At 71.5% G+C, this 15,977-nt stretch carries 19 protein-coding genes; 3 read left to right on the forward strand and 16 right to left on the reverse strand.

The window, feature by feature from the left end; all coding sequences use genetic code 11:
• Positions 1-50 precede the first annotated feature (50 nt).
• From CSW63_RS17990 to CSW63_RS18005, 4 genes are all read right to left on the reverse strand, one after another.
• Entirely contained in the window at positions 51-3,758 is a 3,708-nt protein-coding gene (locus CSW63_RS17990) for a glycoside hydrolase/phage tail family protein (protein ID WP_210408496.1), read from the reverse strand.
• A gap of 12 nt (positions 3,759-3,770) precedes the next feature.
• Positions 3,771-4,178: an NlpC/P60 family protein gene (locus tag CSW63_RS17995; RefSeq protein ID WP_369797884.1), complete on the reverse strand. Its 408-nt coding sequence runs from the start codon at positions 4,176-4,178 to the stop codon at positions 3,771-3,773.
• A 119-nt stretch (positions 4,179-4,297) separates the two neighbouring features.
• A complete protein-coding gene (locus tag CSW63_RS18000) occupies positions 4,298-4,924 on the reverse strand; it encodes a DUF2163 domain-containing protein (protein WP_062099125.1) in 627 nt (208 codons plus the stop codon).
• Complete coding sequence (locus tag CSW63_RS18005) at positions 4,924-5,559, reverse strand: DUF2460 domain-containing protein (protein WP_082749707.1); 636 nt, start codon at positions 5,557-5,559, stop codon at positions 4,924-4,926. Before CSW63_RS18005 ends, CSW63_RS18000 begins: the two co-directional genes overlap by 1 nt.
• 148 nt (positions 5,560-5,707) lie before the next feature.
• On the opposite strand from CSW63_RS18005, the gene CSW63_RS18010 reads away from it, so the two are divergent.
• A complete protein-coding gene (locus CSW63_RS18010; protein WP_082749705.1) occupies positions 5,708-6,172 on the forward strand; it encodes a DUF805 domain-containing protein in 465 nt (154 codons plus the stop codon).
• Positions 6,173-6,302: 130 nt separating this feature from the next.
• Here CSW63_RS18010 and CSW63_RS18015 read toward each other — a convergent pair whose 3' ends face one another.
• The 10 genes from CSW63_RS18015 to CSW63_RS18065 form a co-directional block, all read right to left on the reverse strand.
• Positions 6,303-6,809, reverse strand: coding sequence for a hypothetical protein (locus CSW63_RS18015; protein WP_062094205.1), 507 nt, complete (start codon positions 6,807-6,809; stop codon positions 6,303-6,305).
• Positions 6,809-6,985, reverse strand: coding sequence for a phage tail assembly chaperone (locus tag CSW63_RS18020; RefSeq protein WP_062094204.1), 177 nt, complete (start codon positions 6,983-6,985; stop codon positions 6,809-6,811). Before CSW63_RS18020 ends, CSW63_RS18015 begins: the two co-directional genes overlap by 1 nt.
• On the reverse strand, positions 6,982-7,266 hold the full coding sequence (locus tag CSW63_RS18025) for a GTA-gp10 family protein (RefSeq protein ID WP_062094203.1): 285 nt from the start codon (positions 7,264-7,266) through the stop codon (positions 6,982-6,984). Before CSW63_RS18025 ends, CSW63_RS18020 begins: the two co-directional genes overlap by 4 nt.
• Before the next feature lie 137 nt (positions 7,267-7,403).
• Complete coding sequence (locus CSW63_RS18030; protein WP_062094202.1) at positions 7,404-7,820, reverse strand: phage major tail protein, TP901-1 family; 417 nt, start codon at positions 7,818-7,820, stop codon at positions 7,404-7,406.
• A gap of 16 nt (positions 7,821-7,836) precedes the next feature.
• Complete coding sequence (locus CSW63_RS18035; RefSeq protein ID WP_062094201.1) at positions 7,837-8,235, reverse strand: DUF3168 domain-containing protein; 399 nt, start codon at positions 8,233-8,235, stop codon at positions 7,837-7,839.
• Positions 8,232-8,501 (reverse strand): head-tail connector protein, encoded by a 270-nt coding sequence (locus CSW63_RS18040; RefSeq protein ID WP_062094200.1) that lies wholly within the window; start codon positions 8,499-8,501, stop codon positions 8,232-8,234. Before CSW63_RS18040 ends, CSW63_RS18035 begins: the two co-directional genes overlap by 4 nt.
• A gap of 143 nt (positions 8,502-8,644) precedes the next feature.
• Entirely contained in the window at positions 8,645-9,868 is a 1,224-nt protein-coding gene (locus tag CSW63_RS18045) for a phage major capsid protein (protein WP_062096452.1), read from the reverse strand.
• Between the two features lie 143 nt (positions 9,869-10,011).
• Positions 10,012-10,416, reverse strand: coding sequence for an HK97 family phage prohead protease (locus tag CSW63_RS18055; RefSeq protein ID WP_062096454.1), 405 nt, complete (start codon positions 10,414-10,416; stop codon positions 10,012-10,014).
• Entirely contained in the window at positions 10,406-10,657 is a 252-nt protein-coding gene (locus tag CSW63_RS18060) for a hypothetical protein (protein WP_062096455.1), read from the reverse strand. The genes CSW63_RS18055 and CSW63_RS18060 overlap by 11 nt, the downstream gene beginning before the upstream one ends.
• Before the next feature lie 134 nt (positions 10,658-10,791).
• Positions 10,792-11,931 carry a phage portal protein gene (locus tag CSW63_RS18065; protein ID WP_062096457.1) on the reverse strand — a complete coding sequence of 380 codons (1,140 nt, stop codon included), beginning with the start codon at positions 11,929-11,931 and terminating at the stop codon, positions 10,792-10,794.
• A 142-nt stretch (positions 11,932-12,073) separates the two neighbouring features.
• Here CSW63_RS18065 and CSW63_RS18070 point away from each other — a divergent pair, with 142 nt between their 5' ends.
• Positions 12,074-12,475 (forward strand): endonuclease domain-containing protein, encoded by a 402-nt coding sequence (locus tag CSW63_RS18070; protein WP_082749513.1) that lies wholly within the window; start codon positions 12,074-12,076, stop codon positions 12,473-12,475.
• Positions 12,476-12,486: 11 nt separating this feature from the next.
• Here CSW63_RS18070 and CSW63_RS18075 read toward each other — a convergent pair whose 3' ends face one another.
• A complete protein-coding gene (locus tag CSW63_RS18075) occupies positions 12,487-13,785 on the reverse strand; it encodes a DNA-packaging protein (RefSeq protein WP_231737484.1) in 1,299 nt (432 codons plus the stop codon).
• Positions 13,670-14,077, reverse strand: a complete 408-nt coding sequence (locus tag CSW63_RS23870; RefSeq protein ID WP_246842033.1) for a hypothetical protein — start codon at positions 14,075-14,077, stop codon at positions 13,670-13,672. Before CSW63_RS23870 ends, CSW63_RS18075 begins: the two co-directional genes overlap by 116 nt.
• A gap of 261 nt (positions 14,078-14,338) precedes the next feature.
• On the opposite strand from CSW63_RS23870, the gene CSW63_RS18080 reads away from it, so the two are divergent.
• Positions 14,339-15,925, forward strand: a complete 1,587-nt coding sequence (locus tag CSW63_RS18080) for an aldehyde dehydrogenase (NADP(+)) (RefSeq protein WP_062096461.1) — start codon at positions 14,339-14,341, stop codon at positions 15,923-15,925.
• Positions 15,926-15,977 lie beyond the last annotated feature (52 nt).

The following is a 15,977-nucleotide window of genomic DNA, read 5'->3' on the forward strand; positions in this document are numbered from 1 at the left end:
CCCTCCATCTAGAACGTCCAGCCCGGCGCGCAAGGGCGGATGTGATAAATTTACCACAGACTTGTGATCGCGGGCGCGCCCCAGCCGTAGAGGGCCGAGCCCTGGGTCACCTCCAAGCGTGCGCCGGCCGGGGGCGCGTCGGCCGCGCGCAGAGCCGCAGCGTAGGTGAAGGCGGGTGTTTCCACCTCGATTTCGCGGAGAACCGCACCCCCGTCCAGCACCCGGACACGATAGCGCTCGACGCCCTCGCCCAGCGGAACCTCGCCGTCCCACACATCCCCGCCGACGCGGGCGCGGCGGATCCAGGACACCAGGAGGTCCCCGCCGATCATGCGCTTGCGAAGATGGGCCGGCGCCAGGGGCCGCAGGGCGCGGCCGCTCCAGACGGCGCTGATCTGGGTCATGCCGGGTCCAGACGGCGGTCCGCCCGAGGGCGCGGCGCGGATCATCAGCGGCGCGCCCCGTTCGAAGGCGGCGACGCTCATCGGAACCAACGCCTCATCCAGCCGCACCACGGCCGCACCCGCCGGGATCACCGCTCCGCTCGCCGCGCCGTCACGTTGGCCCCGCAGCAGGCCCGACAGCCGCCAGACGTCCGGCGCGATCAACGCGGCGGCCTGGAAGGCGATCACCTCCCAGTCACCGGATGGCGCACGAACCGCCAGGGCGTTCTCGCCCGCCAGAACCGCGGCCAGCGGGGCGGAGGTCAGACCCGCGCCCTCCATCCGCACGGTGAGAAAGCCCGAGCGGTCCAGCCGGTGCGGCGAGGCGGGCGGCAGATCGGTCAGGGTGACGCCCAGCGTGGCGGGCGAGAACGCCCGCGCGCGGAGCTTCAAGGTCTCGACGCCGGCGCCCGCATGGATGTCGAGCGGCCGCCAAGGCTCGGCGGCTGCGGCCACCAGCGGCCGCGCCTCGTCGGAGAGGTCGCCGGCGCTGGGCAGGTCCAGCAGGTGCAGCACCGGCGGCGAGGCCGGCTCGCGCGGCGGGCTGGGCGTCCAGTCGATCACCGCCGCCACCCCGCGCGACCGCAGCACCGGAACCAGCGTGGCGCGCGGCCGCTCGTCGAGGTCCAGGCGCTGCACCCGCCAGACCTGACCGTCGAGCGTCAGGCGGTCGCCGGGCTGGAACCGCAAAGCGTCGGAGGGCGACAGCCGCACGATCCGCGAACGCCGCGCGGCCTCGTCGGCGTCCAGCATCCGGCGGACCACGGCCCCGGCTTCGGCCGCCGACAGCACGATCGGCGCATCGACATCGCGCGTTCCCTGCCCCGCCTCGCGGCGGACGATCAGCGCGCCAACCTGGTAGTCGCGCCCGGCGTCGACGAACCGCAGGCGCAGGGCCTCGACGGCGGGGTCCAGGGTGCGGGTCTCGCGCTCGGCCGCGCCGTCCTCGGGCAGAACCAGCGCCTGCGCCGCCAGGGACGCGGCCGCCCGTCCCGTCCGCGACACCATCCGGACATGGTCGCCGCGCTCGACCGGATCCAGCGCGAAGGCCTCGGTGAGGGGCCAAAGCGCCTCGCGCAGCCGCATCGGGCGGTCGACGACATAGCCATCCACCGCCCCGCCCGCTTCGCCGGGATCGATGGCCACCCCGCCCCGCGCGCCCAGAGCCATGATCAGTTCGGGCAAGGGTGCGATCCCGGTCCTGCCGGTCAGCCAGTGACCCAGGAGCCAGTTGCCGCCGTCGGTCCAGACATCGGCGCGGGCGGGAAAGTCCGGGAACGGCCGCGCGTCCCAGCACCAGGCGCTGGCCGCCTCGACCATCGGCCCGCCATACAGCGGCGAGATCGGATTGGCGCCCGGCTCGTCCAGCCAGGCCAGCACCGCCTCCAGATAGCGCCGCTGGCCAAAGTCGTCACGCTCGCCGCTCGAATAGGGCGGTAGGTAGCTTTCCGAGCTCTTGGGGTCGATGAAGAGGTTCGGCGAGTTGGCGCCCTTGTCCACGGCCGGGCAGCCGAACTCGGTCAGGCGGATCGGCTTGGACATGGGAATCCACGCCGTCGGCGTCGCGGAGCGGACACCGCCAGGGCGGTCGTGATGCGGCTGGCTCCACCAGGACAGCAGGTCCTTGGCCCGGAACATCCAGGCCTCGCCGTGGGCGCCGTCGGTGATCGGGGTGCGGCGCTGGGCGTCGCGGTCGGCGGCACTGGCGTAGTACCAGTCGAAATCCGCCCCGCCGGTCAGGCCGGCGCGCAGATAGGCCGGGTCGTGCGGTCCGAGAAAGCCGGCCTCGGCGTCGCGGTGATCCTCGCCGTCGCGCCAGTCGGTGACGGGCGGATACCAGTCGACGCCGACGAAATCGATGTTCGGATCGGCCCACAGCGGGTCGAGGTGGAACACCGCGTGACCCGAGCCGTCGGCCGGCTGATGTCCGAAATACTCGCTCCAGTCGGCGGCGTAGCCGAGCTTGGTCGACGCCCCCAGCACAGCGCGCACGTCGGTGGCGAGGCTTTTGAGCTTGTCGACGGCCGGATAGGTCCCGCCGGCGCCGCGCGTGGTGGTCAGGCCGCGCAGCTCCGAGCCGATGATGAAGCTGTCCACCCCGCCGGCCTGGACCGCCAGGGCCGCCTGATGCAGCACCATGCGGCGCAGGCCCCATTCGCCGTCGAAGAAGGCGTCCACCTGCGCCGTCGCGGCGGCTGTACCGTCGGCGCCGGCCTCGCAGACGATCCGGCCGCGCCAGGGATAGGCCGGCTGACCCGGCGGGTTGTCCATCAGGATGAACGGATAGAGCGTCACCTTCAGCCCGCGCCGCTTCAGCTCGGCGATAGCCTGGAGCACCACAGCGTCGGCGGGCGTGCCGCCATAGGCCGGCGCACCGTCCTTCAGCGAAATCAGATGCGCGTCGGCGCGCTCGACCCCGGCGACGCTCCAGCTCAGCGGCAGGGTGTCCTTGGCCGCGCCCTCGACGCCCGGCTTGATCTGGCACCGGCCGCAGCGCAGGTCTGTTCCGAACCAGGCGACCACCAGCGTCACATGATCGACGTTGGGCAGCTGCGCCTGCAACTGGTCCAACGCCACCATCAGGTCGGGGCGCCCCTCGGCGTTGTGCACGCTCTCGCTGGCGGTTCGGGTCAGGCCCTCGCGGCGCAGCACGGCCTCGGTCGCATAGACGAACTCACCCGCCCCCGGGATCAGGCACACGCCCTTCAGCCGCTCCTCCAGCCCCAGGGTTCCAGGCGGACGCGGACGGCGAAAGACCTCGAAGGACAGCTGCGGCGGGCGATTGCCGAACGGCTCCAGCGGCAGATCCTCGAACACCACATAGGCCACGCCGCGATAGGCCGGCGCGTCGCCTTCGATCGCCGCGATCAGCGGGTCGGGAAGCTGGTCCTCGGTTCCGCGATGCACGCGCATCGTCGCGCCTGACAGATCCATGACCCGGCCGTCGGCCCAGACCCGGCCGATCCCGTCGATCGGTCCCTCGGCCACCGCGACGGCGAACGACAGGCTGTAGGCGTAGGCGGTCGTCTTCTGGCCCTTGGAGCCGCCGACCCGGCCCTCGATCCGCCGCTCTCGAAAGCGCGCGGCCCAGATCACTTGGCCGCCGACGCGGGCCCGGCCGAACACGCACGGCAGGGCTGCGCCCTCGGCCGCGCCCGTCAGGCGCAGCTCGGGGATACGCGGGCCGACCTGCCGCGCGGGCGACAGCGCCGACAGCGCCGCCTGATCGACCATGCCGCCCACGACCGCGCCGACCACCGCCCCGATCGGACCGCCGATCGCCGAGCCGACGCTGGAAAGGATGACTTGAGCCATGCGGCCTCCTGCTCAGAAGGGAAATCGAAACGCCGCGACCACCCGCTCGCGCCACCAGCGGCCCAGGGCGCTCTCGACGCAGGCGCGGCCCCAATAGGCGTGGATCATCCGGTCGGGCGCGGACTGGATCGCGCAGTGCTTGGCCGCCGCGCCGGGGGCCATGCGGAAGACCAGCACGTCGCCGGGCCGGGTCTGGGACAAGGGAATGGCGACCAGCCAGCGGCTGAACGCCTCCAGCAGCGGCTCGCCGACGCCGAGCTCGGCCCAGTCGGGACGATAGGGCGGCGGCGCTTCGGGCTCCTCGCCGTACAGTCCCCGCCAGACCCCGCGCACGAGGCCCAGGCAGTCGCAGCCGGCGCCGAGGGTCGAGGCCTGATGACGATAGGGGGTGCCGAGCCAGAGGCGGGTTTCCTCCAGCACGCGGCAAGCCCCCTCCACCGCCGTTCGGCGGTCCCCCTGCCCCGATGGGGGAGGAAGGTGGAAATCCTTCCGCCCCCTCTGGGGGCGGACGGTCGCGCGCAGCGCGGCCCGGTGGGGGCTCACCGCCGCCCGCCGTCGTTGCGCTCGCCCTCGACGGGGTACAGCGTCAGGAAGTCCTCACCCGGCGCGGTGGGGAAGCCTCGGAAGTTGACGCCGTTGTCGAACGTCGTAACGCAGGTGGCCCAGCGCTTGTCGCAGGTCGCGCCGGGCGCGGGCGTGATCCCGCAGCGGGCGTCGCCCAGCCGCGCGTCGCACAGCCGGGTGAAGGTGCGTCCGGCCACCCGCTCCAGCGCCGCCAAGGGCCCGGCCAGGGTGGCGGTGAAGGCCTCGCCCTCGCGGGTGATCGAGGCGATGGTGGCCGTCCACAACGACACGCGACGAGAGGGCTCGCTCCAGTCGACCCGCAGCGCCTCGATCCGCGCGCCGTCATAGAGGCCGGCGGCGAGGTCACCCGCGTCGACGCCCGCGTCGTCCAGAACGCCCAGCACCGCCGCTTGTCCCGGCGCGTAACCGGCGGCGCTCTCGACGGCGCCGGGACTGAGGCCCGCGCGCGCTTTGCAATCGACGTCATCGACGACCAGCGGCTGGTCATGGTCGGTAAAGCCCAGCTGCGTCCCGTCGGCGCGGGTCAGGATCCAGGCATGGCAAAGACGGGTCTCGTCCAGGCCTTCAGGCAAGGCGCGCATCAGACCAGCACCTCGACCAGGGCGCAGGCCGTGACCCGGGCGGCGGCGAAACCCTCCAAGGTCACGTCCAGCCGATCGAGATCAAAACGCACCGGCGTGTCGAACGCGAACCCGGCCGTCACCGCCGCCCCCACCACCGGCGCGGTGTTGAGCGTGACCAGACCCGTCGTGACGTCGACGGCGAAAGCCCCCGGCGCCAGCGCCACGCCCGCCACCGCCACCTTCACTGAACCAGCCACCGGCTTGGTCAGGGTGCGGACCACCGCCTCCGTCCCCGCCCCGTAGGTCTTGCGCAGTTGGAAGACCGTGCGCGCGCCGTCGCCGGTTCCTAGCACCTGGTCGCCGGCAGAGGGTTGAGCCGACGGCGCGCAGGACTTGCAGTCCGCCGGATCGCGGAACCGAAAGCCGTGCAATCGCCCGCGCCGGGCCTCGAAGAAGGCGACCAGCTCGGCGATCTCGTCCAGCGGACGCGGCGCGGTGGCGATCAGATAGCGGCGGCGGCTCAGAGCCCAGGGACTGGTGCGCCGCTCATGGCCAGAGGCCAGGGTCACCACGTCGGTCCGCCGCTCGACGCCGCCGGTGCAGCCGAACGCCAGGCGCGCAGGCAGGCGCGCCTCATGGAACTCGCTCATCAAGCGATCCTTCTGGAAAGTCGTGAAAAGGTTTGCGGAAAAGCAGGGCGGCGCGTAGCCGGGCGCCATTAAGACGACGTCATGACCCGCTTTTCACTTCTTGCGCGGGCGATCGGTCCCTAAGTTAAGGATCGAGATTGGAGACCAAGAGATGGATTGGAAGACCCTGTTCCTGTCGCCTGAGGGCCGCATCGGCCGGCAGTCGTTCTGGATCGGCTGGCTCGTCCTGCTGGGCGTCAACGCGGTCGCCGGCTGGATTCCGCTGATCGGATGGGCGCTGTCTCTGGCCACGATCTACGCCAGCGTCTGCATCCATACCAAGCGTCTGCACGACATGGGTCAGACGGGCTGGTGGCAGGTTCTGCCCTGGGTGCTGGGTCCGGCCCTGGTGTTCGGCGCCGCCGTTTCCGTGGGGGTCATGCCCGCCATCGCCGCCCTCACCAATGGCGAGCCCGAGGTGTCGGCCCTGACCGCTCTGGTTGGTCTGTTTGTCGCCTGCTTTATCGCCTTCGGCATCTGGCTGGCCTTCACCCTGTGGGTCGGCTGCAGCGTCGGCCAGCCGCGCGAGAACAAGTACGGCCCGGCGCCGATCAACCCGAACGCGGTGACGGTTTAGGTGAAACCCCCTTCCCCCTCGATGGGGGAAGGGTTGGGGATGGGGGTGATCACTTCCGCCAGACGCCCGCGAGGCGTCACCCGCCGAAGTCACCCCCACCCAACCCTCCCCCATCAAGGGGGAGGGGCTTTCACAGCCCCCTCGCCCCCAGACTTACCGCCCGCGCCAGGGCCTGGGCGATCTGGGCGTCGGAGCGGATCAGGCCCGACGCCTCGCCGCCCTGGACATTGACCGTCACCGAGACGGGGCCGCCGCCCACCGGCTCGATCGATCCCGCGCCAGAGGGTCGAAACAGCTCCGGTCCCCGCTCCCCGACTAGGTAGGCCCCGCCCGGCAGCACCGGCCCGCCGTCGGCACGGGCGCCTGCGAAGACCTTGGTCAGGGTCTCGCCGAGACCCCCGCCCTTCAACGCCGCTCCGGCCGCGCCCAGCACCGCGCGCGCCAGTTCCGACAGCGACACCTCCCCGTCCGAGGCCGCGCGGGCCAAGGAGCGGACCAGAGATGCGCCGGCGCGGGCGAAGGCCTCGTCGATCGAGCGCGCGGCGCGCTCGGCGGGCGCTTTCAGGCTCTCCAACGCAGCGGCCGCCTCGGCGGCGCGAGCGGGGACGGCCGATAGGCCCTCTGGCTCCAAACTCATCACAAGGCCTCCTCGTCGGGATAGCGGGCGATCAGGTCTTGCAGGCCCGCACGGTTCAGGGACGGCGCGGCCGGCGCCTCGGTGAGCGCCCGCCACTCCTTCAGCGACAGCCGCCAGAAGGCGTCGGGCGGCAGGCCCAGCGACAGCGCCAGGCGCAGCGGCGCGGCCCAGCTCATGCGCAGGCGGCCAAGGCGGCGGCCAGGGCGCTGGCGGCCTCGGGCACGGTGGCGCGGGCGGCGATCTCCGGCGCCTCGCCGCCGCCCTCCAGCAGCGCGGCCAGGATGGCGGAGAGCTCGCCGGCGCTGAGCGTGGCGATACGGTCGGGCAGCTGGGACCAGTCGGAGAGATTCAGCGCCGCCTCGATCCGGGCCAGGGCGCCGAGCGTCAGGCACAGGCGACGCGGCGCGCCGGCCAGGATCACGACGACCTCGCCGCGGGCGGGGTTGGGGGTGAGCATTCTGAGGGGTTCCTTCTCACTTGCCCCCTCCGCGCTTCGCGCTCCTCCCCCGGAGGGGGAAGAAGGAGATGCGCGCGCCTTCTGCCCCCTCCGGGGGCGGACGACCGCGAAGCGGCCAGGTGGGGGCCCGAATGGGACTAAAGCGCCGTAAAGCTCACCGCCCCGGCGCTGGCCAGGCTGAGCGCGAAGGCGGCCTCGCCGTCGTGTTCGCCGGCGTATTCCAGGGCCGCGACGATGAACGGTCCCTCGAGCTGGCCGAAATCCGGGATAATCAGCCGCCAGGCGCGGGCCGACTGCTCGAAGAAGCTGGTCCGGACCTCGGCGTCGGAGGCCGCGTCGCGGAACACGCCGGAGCCCGACACGGCCACCGAACGCACCCCGGCCCCGGCCAGCAGCTCGCGCCAGCGGCCGGCGCTGTCGCTGTCCGTGACATCCAGGGTCTTGGCGTTGAGGCTGATGGTGCGGGCGCGCAGGCCCGCCACGGTGTGAAAGGTCGGAGCGGCGGCCCCGTCGCTGATCTTCAGCAGCATGTCCTTGCCGGCTTGGGCGGCCATGATGTGTCTCCGGGTTCTAGAGGGCCTCGGTCACGGCCCGCACGCGGACGATCCCGAGGGTGGTTTCGCGATCCGCGCCGGCGAAGACGTCGGCATAGGGCACGCGCAGGTTTACGAGGCGCCGGCCGACCAGGGCGGGCCGGGCGTCGTGCAAGGCCGCGCGGACGGCCGCCACCAGGGCGCGGGCCTCCTCGGGTCCGCCGAAGCGGCTGGCGCAGGTCAGGGTCAGCAGGTGCTCGATCCCCTCCCCCTCGACGCCGCCAACCGGCCGGCCTTCGGCGCGGGTGACGACGATGCAGGGAAAGGTCGGCAGGCGGGGACTGACGCCATAGATCCGCTGGCCGGCGATGGCGGTGACGGCGGGCGCGGCTTTGAGCGTCGCGACCAGGGCGTCGATCAGGGGCTTGTCGGTCACAGCCGGGCCTTTCGGTAGGGGGCCAGCCACGGCTCGACGAGCGTCAGGGCCGGTTCGCCGGACTCACGATGCTCGTAGGCGTGGGCGGCCAGGATCAGCACCGACAGGCGCAGCGGCGCGGGGCTTTGGGCGCTCAGGACGACGCCGGCGGCGCTGGCCACCCGCGCCTCGGCGGCGTCGATCAGCAGGGTCAGCAGCGCGTCTTCCGAAGGGTCGGACACGCGCAGAAACGCCCTGGCCTCGGCCAGGGTGAGGGCTTGGGGCATGGTTTTCTCGGGAGAAAGCCCCTCCCCCTTGCGGGGAGGGGTTGGGGTGGGGGAGCCGGCTGGGCGCCAAGAGGGGATCGGCAGGCGCTGACACCCCCACCCCCTGCCCCTCCCCGCAAGGGGGAGGGGAACCTAGGATGGGATTACGACGCCGCGAACTTCAGCAGCTTCACCGCGTCGAAGTTCTGGACGCCGCCGCCCACGCGCTTGGTGGTGTAGAACAGCACGTGCGGCTTGGCCGAGTACGGGTCGCGCAGCACGCGCACGCCCGCGCGGTCGACGATCAGATAGCCCTTCTCGAAGTCGCCGAACGCCACGGCCATGGCGTTGGCCGCCACGTCGGGCATGGCCTCGATCTCGGTGACCGGGAAGCCGAGCAGGCTGGCCGACTGTCCCGGCTGCAGGGCCGCGTTCCAGATATAGTTGCCTTGCGCGTCCTTGAACTTGCGCACGGCGCTGACTGTGCGGCGGTTCATCACGAAGCGGCCGTTCTGGCGGTGCTGGGCCTTGGCCGCATAGATCAGGTCGATCAGCTTGTCGGTCGGGTTCGACGCCGGCCAGCCCCCCGCCACGCCGGTCGCCAGGTAGCCGAGCTGGCCCCAGCTGTACGAGGCGTCCGGCGCAGCCGTGTAGGCCAAGAGGCCCTTGGGCTTGTTGATCCCGTCGCCGCTGATGAAGGCCGAGGTCTCCTGGGCGGCGAAGGCGTCTTGCACCTCCTCGGCCAGCCACTCGTCGATGCTGACATAGGCGTCGTCCAGCAAAGCCTGGGTGGCGGCCGGGCTGGCGTAGAGCTCGCCGGCCGGGAAGTCGATGACGTCCAGGGTCGGGGCCGTGGTCTCGGGACGCGCGGCGGTCTCGGCCACCCAGGCGGCGGCCAAGCCCGTGGGCGAGACCGGCTTGCGGAAGGTCCCAGCGCCGATGGTGCGCACCTGGCAGATCTCGCGCATCGGGCTGGTGGCGGCCAGGCGACGCAGGATCAGCCGCTCCAGCTCCGGCGGGGCGACATAGCCGCCGGCGGTGGCGGCGCCTTCAGACAGGCCCTTGGCTTCGAGCAGGGCGGCGGGTGTCTCGCCGGTCTTCACATAGCGGTCGAAGGCGGCCTTGCGCTCGTCGACGCTGGCCACCGGCGCGTCGCCGCCCAGCGCGGGTCGGCGCAGGTCGCTCATGATGCGGTCGAGACGCTCCTGGGCGCGGGAGACGGCCTCGTCGATACGGCCGACCTTCTCTTCCAGGAGGACGTCGGCCCGCTTGGTCTCGATCGCCGCCAGCCGCGCGTCATTGGCGGCCTTGAAGCTCTCGAACGCGGTCAAGACATCAGCCAGCGCCGCGCGGGCCTCGGGCGAGGCCGCGTGTTTGGTTTCCTTCATGGGGTTCTCCGGGTTGGGAACAGATGCTCCCTCGCGATGCGGGGGAGCTGTCGCGGAGCGACTGAGGGGGCGAACTGGACATTGGCGGGGCTCGCCCCCTCCGGCCCGATGGGCCACCTCCCCCGCAATGCGGGGGAGGATCTTCACGCCACCCTCAGCCGCGCGCCCGGCAGCATCGGGAAGGTCACGATCGACACCTCCCACAGCTCCACGCGGGACAGCACGCGCAGGCGACCCTGCGTCCGCGCCTTCACCTGGCGAAAGCCGATGGAGAGGCCGTCCAGCGCCCCGGCTTCGACCAGGGCGGCGACCAGGGCTCCGCGTGGGGTCGCGCGCAAAATCCGTCCACGGACGAACAGGCCCTTGGCGTCCTCGACCACGGCGTCCCAGACGCCGATCGGCTCGGCCTCGTCGTGCTGGTGCAGCATCTTGACGGGGCTTCCGGTCGCCAGGCTTTCGGCGAAGGCTCCGGCGGCGGTGACGTCGTCATTGAGGTCGCGAGTCCAGAACAGGGACGCATAGCCCTCGATCTTCAGGTCATCGTTCATGGCCGCGCTCCAGTCGGGCCTCGATGCGGATCAGGCTCTGGCGGGCGGCCTCGGCCTGGGCCTCCAGGCGGGCCAGGCGCTCGGCGACCGGGGCCTGGGCCTCGAGCCGGCGCTGCATCTCGTCGATCCGCGCGGCGGCCTTGCCGGCCCAGAGCAGCGCGGCGGCCGCCTGCAGGAACACGGTGACCAGCACGGCGGCCGACACCTGACGGTCCAGCCGCCAGCGGGTGGGTTGGGTCATGGGGTTCTCTCGATCAAGGCCCCCTCCGCGCTGACGCGCTCCTCCCCCGGAGGGGGAAGAAGGAGGCTCCTTCCGCCCCCTGCGGGGGCGGTCGACCGCGAAGCGGTCAGATGGGGGCCAACAGCGCCGGCCGATTAATGCTCCAGCCCCGCCAGCCGCCGCCGCTCGGCGTCGGTGAGGAAGCTCGCCGCCTGCAGGCGGCTCCACAGGGCGTCGCGCTCGGCCGACAGGGCGGGGACGGCGTCGAGGTCGGGGACGATGGTCGCGCCGGGGAACTTCGCGCCCAGCCAGCCGGTGAGCGCCCGCGCCGCCCGCTGGGCCAGCGGAACCACCGTCCCGCGCCAGAAGGCGGCGTTGGCCTCGCGATAGTTGGCGTAGGTGTTGTCGCCGGGGATGCCCAGCAGCTGCGGCGGAACCCCGAACGCCAGGGCGATCTCGCGGGCGGCGGCGTGCTTGCCCTCGGTAAAGTCCATCTCGGCCGGCGACAGCGACATGGCCCGCCAGTCTAGGCCGCCCTCCAGCAGCAGCGGCCGGCCCGCATTGGCCTGGCCGGAATGGGCGCTGGCCAGCTCGGTCTTCAGCCGGTCGAACTGCTCGTCGGTCAGCCGGTCGCCGGCGTCCTTGGACGAATAAACGAGCGCGCCGGAGGGCCTTGCCGAATTGTCCAACAGCGCCTTGTTCCAGGCGCTGGAAGCGTTGTGGACGTCGATCGCGAACGCCGCCGCCTCCAGGGGCGAAAGGCCGTAGTGATCGTTGGTCGGGTTGAACAGCTTCAGGTGCAGCACCGGCAGCCAGCCATCGCCGTCGCGCCCGATCCGCACCGTGCGCCCGGCGGCCTGGTAGTCATAGGCCAGCGGCCAGCCGCGCGGCCCGGGAACCAGCGTCATCCGGTCGGGGCGCAGGGCGTAGAGTTCAGCAGGCGCGCCCTCCCCGGTCGCCTCCAGATAGGCGTTGCCGGCCACCTGCAGGCTTCCGAAGAACGCCTCCATGAGGTCTGGTCCGCCCTGCTCAGGATTGGGCCGGTCGAGCAGGCGCTTGAGCGGGTGATCGTCGGCGCGGCGGCCGTCGACAAACACGGCCAGGGGCGTTGAGGCGGCGGCCTCGGCGATCATCCGCACGCAGCGATAGGCCACCGGGTTCTTGGCGAACCCCTCGGACGCGAGAGCGCCATAGTCGCGCGGCGTCCACTGCGGCCGCCCGCCGGTCGTCAGCGCGATCAGCCGCGCGGCGCGGGAGTCCTTGCGCTCAGGCGGGCGCGGTTTGGAGAAAAGCATGGCGGTGCGCTCCGGGGAGATGGAGTTGAGAATGAAAGGAGAACAATTTAAGGTGGTGGGCGGTGGCGCTTTGAAAGATCCTCCCCCGCTACGCGGGGGAGGTGTCGCGGAGCGACGGAGGGGGCGAGCACCGGAGAAGCCAATGAGACCGCCCCTTGTGCAGAGACTGACGGCGCAACGCTTCCGCCAAGAGCTGACGCTGCCCGAAGGTTTGCTTTGGCGTCAATTGAAGGGCCGGAAGATCGGCGGGCTACAATTCCGCCGACAGCATCCTGTTGGTCCTTACATTCTCGATTTCTACTGCGAGGCCTTGCGTCTAGCAGTCGAGGTCGATGGCGAATGGCATTGCTTCGATCATCGACCTCGCAGGGACGCAGAGCGTGACGCGTGGCTAGAAGATCGCGGGATCTCTACGCTCCGCATTCCAGCGCGCGAAATCCTCGCCTCCCCGGAGGCCGCAGTGGGGCGAATACTGGAGTTCATCACCGCTCGCCCCCTCCGGCCCTCTGGGCCACCTCCCCCGCATCGCGGGGGAGGATCTTGATCATCGCCGCCTCACAGCGCCCGCAAGCGCGGCCGCCGGGCTTCGCCCAGCATCAACTCACTGACCGCCCAGACCAGCGCATCCGCCCGGTCCGGGCTGTGTTCGAGGTCGCCGGAGCCGAGGGCCATCAGCTCCTCCTCAAGCGCCGCGAAGGCGCCGCAGTGCAGGACGCGGCCCTGTTCGTACAAGGCCGCCACCGGTTCGGCCCTCGCCCTTTTTCCCACCGAGGCGCGGACCAGCTTCACCCGGCACGGCGGATCGGCTTGGGCCAGGACCGAGCGGACCATGTCGCCGCCCTGGTTGGCCTCGGCCACGAGGGCGTCGGCGGTCCAGAGCCTCGCGGCGGCCACGGCCCTGCCCGCCCAGGCGGCCGGAGACAGTCCCCGCGCGGTCTCGTCGGCCAGGACAAAGGCGCGGTCGTCGCGGCGTCCGACCACCACGATCCCGCAGGCGTCGCCCGTGGCCGTGGCGGGCGGGTCGACGGCCACGACCACGCGATCGAGACGCGCCGGTCGGGCGGCCCGACATCTCGCCAGGTCCTCGGCGCGGAACAGGCCGCCGTCGGTCTCGACCACGACGCCGTCCAGCTCCTGGGCGGCCAGCCGCGTGCCGCCGTAAAGGCTGTCCAGCGTCCGCAGGAAGGTCGGCGCCAAGTTGCCGGCGTTGGCGTGAGTTCCAGCGCGGGTCAGGGCGACGCCCGGCTCGGCCATCAGGGTCTTGAGCGCCCGATGCGGCTTGGGCGTGGTGGTGACCACCAGGCGCGGATCCTCGCCTAGCCGAAGGCCGAACCGCAGCATGGCCAGGGTTTCGCCGGGCTTGGGCCAGGCGCAGAATTCGTCGGCCCAGGCCGCGTGAAACTGCGGCCCGCGCAAGGACTCAGGATCCTCGGCCGAAAAGGCGTAGGCGACCGCGCCGTTGGGCCAGACGAGGCGCCGCCGCGACGATTCCCAGCGGGGGCGAAACGCCGGTCCTCCCATGGCCTTGAGGCCGGACGCGCCCTCGATCATCACTTCGCGGACATCGTGCAGGGTGGGACCGATCAGGGCCATGTTCGGATAGGCCAGGGCGTTCCAGGTCATCCACCTCGCCCCCGCGAATGTCTTGCCCGCGCCGCGTCCGCCGAGCATCAGCCAGGTCGACCAGCGCTTGAAAGGCGGGGCGATCTGGTGCTTCAGCGGCTCCGCCATGGCCGCACTAAGCAGGCGCTGCTGATCCTCCTTCTCCAAGGTCGCCACCGCCGTCGCCAGCGCCCTCATCATCTCGACGCTTGAGTTCGAGCAACTCAGCAAGGCGAGTGAAGCGGGCGACAAGAGCGGCCTGAAGTTCTTCGGGGTCGTCCGGTATGCCGTCATGCATGGAGGCCTCATCGTCATCGACCGCCTCGTCGGCGGCGGGTTTGGCTCTAGGCTCAGGCACCATCGTGGCCACTGCCTTGCCCGATCGCGCGAAGACGCCGCAGGCGCGAGCGTCCTTCTCGATCTGGGCGCGCTCGGCGGGGTCGGTGGAGATTTCGAAAGCGGCGATGAGGTTATCCATCTTCGCCTGGAGGCGGGTCTGCAGCGTCGCGCTCCAGTCCCGGACCTCGTCGCTTCTTCCGGCCATGACACAAAGATACGGCGCCAGCGGGCGCAGATGATTGGCGGGCCTGTAAAAGTGACAAGCCACTGATTTTCCGCGCGTTCATCGCGCTTATTCAGAGCATTCAAGCGCGCCAATCCCCGTACTTTGGCCGCCGAACGGGCAAGCTCCCGCAAAACCGGCCCGCAAGGGGCGCCCAATCGGCTATCCTGGCCCCAGCGCGCATGGACATGTCACGTTAGCGCTCTCATATAGCGGCTCCACACCACAATCATCGGGACGACCATGGCGCATCTGACGGGCGAGCTTCTGATCGGCGGCGAGCGCCGCTTGGGGACCCACGGCGAGATCAAGGGCGTCAATCCCGCCACCGGCGAGACCCTGGAGCCGGCTTTCGGCGGGGCGACCAAGGCCGATGTCGAGGCCGCCTGCGCCCTGGCCGCCGAGGCGTTCGGGCCCTACCGCGCCCTGCCCTACGAAACCCGCGCCCAGTTCCTGGAGGCCATCGCCGCCCAGATCGAAGCGATCGGCGATGACCTGATCGTGCGCACCATGGCTGAGACCGGCCTGCCCCGCCCGCGCCTGGAGGGCGAGCGTGGCCGCACGGTCGGCCAGCTGCGCCTCTTCGCCAGCGTGCTGCGCGACGGCGGCTTCCTGGAGGCGCGGATCGATCCCGCCCTGCCCGAGCGCAAGCCGCTGCCGCGTCCGGACCTGCGCCTGCGCAACGTGCCGCTGGGCCCGGTGGCCGTGTTTGGCGCCAGCAACTTCCCGCTGGCCTTCTCGGTGGCCGGGGGCGACACGGCCAGCGCCTTGGCGGCCGGCTGCCCGGTGGTGGTCAAGGCCCACCCGGCTCACCCCGGCGCCTCGGAGCTGGTCGGCCGCGCCATCCAGGCGGCCGCCGCCGAGGTGGGCGTGCATCCGGGCGTGTTCGCGATGATCCACGACAGCGGCTACGAGGTCAGCCAGGCCCTGGTCGCCGACCCGCGCATCAAGGCCGCCGGCTTCACCGGTTCGCGCCGCGGGGGCCTGGCCTTGCTGGCCATCGCCCAGGGCCGGCCCGAGCCGATCCCGTTCTACGCCGAAATGAGCAGCATCAATCCAGTGATCCTGCTGCCGGGCGCGCTGAAGGCCCGGGCCGAGACGATCGCGCCGGACTTCGTGGCCGCGCTGACCCTGGGGGCTGGCCAGTTCTGCACCAATCCCGGCCTGATCCTGGCCATCGACGGCCCCGAACTGGACGCCTTCGTCGAAGCCGCCGGCAAGGCGGTCGAGGCCGCGCCGGCCTCGGTCATGCTGACCCCCGGTATCTGCCAGGCCTTCGCGCATGGCGTCGCGGCCCTGTCGGACGCCGCGGAAGTGACCACTGTGGCGCGCGGGCAGACCGGCCCCGAGCACAGCCATACCGGCCAGGCGGCGCTGTTCAGCGTCAAGGCCGGCGACTTCCTGGCCAATCCGCACCTGCATGAGGAAGTGTTCGGCGCCGCCTCGCTGGTGGTGCGCTGCGCGGGCCAGGCCGAGCTCGAGGCGGTCATCGCCGCGCTCGAAGGCCAGCTGACCATCGCCATCCACCTGGAAGAGGCCGACCACGGCATCGCCGCCGCCCTCCTGCCCGCCCTGGAGCTGAAGGCCGGCCGCATTCTCGTGAACGGTTTCGGCACCGGCGTTGAGGTGGCCCACGCCATGGTCCACGGCGGCCCGTTCCCCTCGACCAGCGACGGCCGCACGACCTCGGTCGGAACCTTGGCCATCGCGCGGTTCCTGCGTCCGGTCAGCTACCAGAACTTGCCGGAAGCGCTGCTACCGGCGGAGCTGCGGACGGAGAACCCGCTGGGCCTGACGCGCCGGGTCGATGGGTTGGTGAAGGTGGGGTGACTGCGCGCTTCAAGATCCTCCCCCGCGATGCGGGGGAGGTGGCCCAGAGGGC

The organism is Caulobacter sp. FWC26 (assembly GCF_002742645.2).
GTDB lineage: Bacteria > Pseudomonadota > Alphaproteobacteria > Caulobacterales > Caulobacteraceae > Caulobacter.